General features: G+C 40.0%; 3 protein-coding genes and 1 tRNA gene. 1 reads left to right on the top strand and 3 read right to left on the bottom strand.

Translation table 11 applies throughout. The annotated features are described in order from the left end of the window. The first annotated feature begins 330 nt into the window (after positions 1 to 330). Positions 331 to 1,329 carry a site-specific integrase gene (locus tag AC058W_RS13790; RefSeq protein WP_479390208.1) on the top strand — a complete coding sequence of 333 codons (999 nt, stop codon included), beginning with the start codon at positions 331 to 333 and terminating at the stop codon, positions 1,327 to 1,329. An 18-nt stretch (positions 1,330 to 1,347) separates the two neighbouring features. Here the strand turns inward: AC058W_RS13790 and AC058W_RS13785 are convergent. The 3 genes from AC058W_RS13785 to AC058W_RS13775 all read right to left on the bottom strand — a co-directional run. After that, a tRNA-Pro gene (locus AC058W_RS13785) sits at positions 1,348 to 1,421 on the bottom strand. 144 nt (positions 1,422 to 1,565) lie between these two features. Next, positions 1,566 to 1,877, bottom strand: a complete 312-nt coding sequence (locus tag AC058W_RS13780; RefSeq protein ID WP_479390207.1) for a hypothetical protein — start codon at positions 1,875 to 1,877, stop codon at positions 1,566 to 1,568. 172 nt (positions 1,878 to 2,049) lie between these two features. Beyond that, positions 2,050 to 2,578, bottom strand: a 529-nt coding sequence (locus AC058W_RS13775) for a DUF1015 family protein (protein WP_479390206.1), incomplete at its 5' end; no start/stop codon positions are given.

The following is a 2,578-nucleotide window of genomic DNA, read 5'->3' as shown; positions in this document are numbered from 1 at the left end:
TGGGGGAGTTTGTGGATACTGCCGGAATCGTATGAAATTTTTCTTGAAAAAGGTCCGCGCAAAGATTTGAAAAAAATATAAAAATAAACCGCCCCTGCTGGTAACAGGGACGGTCGAGAAGTCTGCCCAGAAGAGATCCCATCTTTTGGCAAAGATATTGTATCATCTTCGGAGCAGTTACACAAGCCAAACGTTTGTGTGGCTGTTATTTTTATACCCATTTTTTTAAGGAGGAGATACTATGGCAACTGCAAAAAAGCTTCCATCTGGGTCATGGAGATGTCAGGTGTTCTCTCATTTTGAGGAACAGATCCAGCCTGACAAGGAACCGTGAAGAAGAAACGGATCTATAAGTCTTTCACTTGTGATGATCCTTCTGTAAGAGGGAAACGAAAGTGTGAGGCAGAAGCCGCTGCATGGGCGGCGGATAAAGAACAGTTTTCGGGTATACAATCAATAGACTTCGGAGATGCAATGGATAACTATATTAATTCCAGAGAAAATGTATTGTCACCAAGGACCATATCTGAATACAGAAAGATGCGTAAAAGATATTGTAAAGATTTAATGAAGAAGAAAATAGACCTGATCACGCAGGATGATGTGCAGAAGGCAATAAATTATGAATCTCTTACCCATTCACCGAAAACAGTGAGGAATATTCATGGGCTTATATCGGCGACTTTCAAAGCATACCAGCCAGAATTTGCATTAAATACAGCCCTTCCGAAGAAGAAACGGGTTGATCTATATATTCCTACCGATAATGAAATAAAGCAACTCCTTGGCTTTGTCAAAGGAACTGAGATGGAGCTTCCTATCCTTCTCGCTGCATTCGGTCCCATGCGTCGTGGAGAAATCTGTGCATTGGAATCGGATGATATTTCCGGAAGTATCGTCCATGTAAATAAGAACATGGTTCTAAACCAGGATCTGGAATGGATCATCAAAACTCCCAAGTCCTATGCTGGCGATAGATTTATTGACTTTCCTGATTTCGTTGTTAAAAAATGGAAGGGAATTCATGGCAGAATCGTGGACCTTAATCCGGATGTTATAACGAAACGCTTTGAGCATTGCCTGAAAGGTGCAGGTTTGCCACATTTCCGCTTTCATGATCTCCGGCACTACTCCGCTTCTATCCAACACGCCCTTGGCGTTCCTGACGCTTATATTATGCAACGTGGTGGCTGGAGTAATAATGGGGTTCTAAAGGCTGTATACAGGCATGCCCTTTCAGATAAAGCAAAAGAATATTCAGACATTGCTAACAATCACTTCAATGATTTATGCAACACGAAATGCAACACGAAAAACAAAAAGCCTTGAAAATCAAGGCTTTTTAAATCGGGGCAACAGGATTTGAACCTGCGACCTCACGGCCCCCAGCCGTGCGCGCTACCAAGCTACGCCATACCCCGCAACAAATATAAGTATAACAAATCCATCCTCTGATTTCAACTATTTTCTGTAAAATCACCTAAAATTAACCAGAAAGAAATTTTATATATGTTCTCTGTAATATAAGGCTTCTTCCTGGTTTATCATATGTATTCTAAGTTCCTCTACGCTGTCATAACCACTTTTTCAAGATTATCTACGCGCATTTCCAAACTGGCAACTTTCTCCCTGGTTTCTTTATTCTCTTTCCTATAGCGAAGTTCATCAATATGTGCATCAAAGAGGGCAGATATCTTTCTGTCAATTTCATTTTCCAGTTTAAGTTCGATCTTTTTCACACTTCCCTGCAATTCTTTAATATCTGACTTCACATTTATGATATCAGCTTTCATATTCGTGATATCGGTTTTCATATTCGTGATATCGGTTTTCATACCTGCCATATCATTCTTCATATCAGACATATCACTTTGCAAATCAATAATGCTTCCCTGAATAAAAAAGAATACTTCTCAATTCTGTATCTTCCATTTACTCTCCCTCCTTTCATAATTCAGTACATTTCGTTCTCTTTTGTATGAATTCATTGTACCATCGAAAGGAATAAAAGTCCATGTCGAAATTATAAGATTTTTATAAAATATATTTCTACAGTTTATGTATAAACAATCCACTCCGGAGCTTCGGTTCGAACCATGTGGATTTTGGCGGCATTAATTTGCTCTCATCAGCAATCTTCATCAGATCTTCCATGGAAGTCGGATACATAACAAAGGCCACGCCACCGGTTTTGTCTGCCAGCCGGGCAAGTTCTGCTGCCTTATGATTTCCCCCTACAAAAGAAATCCTCTGGTCTGTACGTGGGTCTTCGATTCCGAGAATCGGACTGAGAACTTTTTCCTGAAGGATAGATACATCAAGCTGTCCTACCACATCTTTTTTCTCATAAACATCCGGCCATGCCTTCAGATGATACCACTGTCCATCTACATACATTCCCATACAATGCTTTTCTACAGGTTTACATGGAAATCCAGGCATCAGCATCAGTTCAAAATTAAATTTCAGCGCCCCCAGAAACGCTTTTACAGTCAGACCATTCAAGTCTCTGACAACCCTGTTATATGGAAGAATACAAAGCTGATCATACGGAAATACAACGGATAAGAAATAATTG

It is taken from the genome of Blautia sp. CGZ-1-C1 (assembly GCF_056504575.1).
This window is presented reverse-complemented; position numbering and strand designations above follow the sequence as displayed.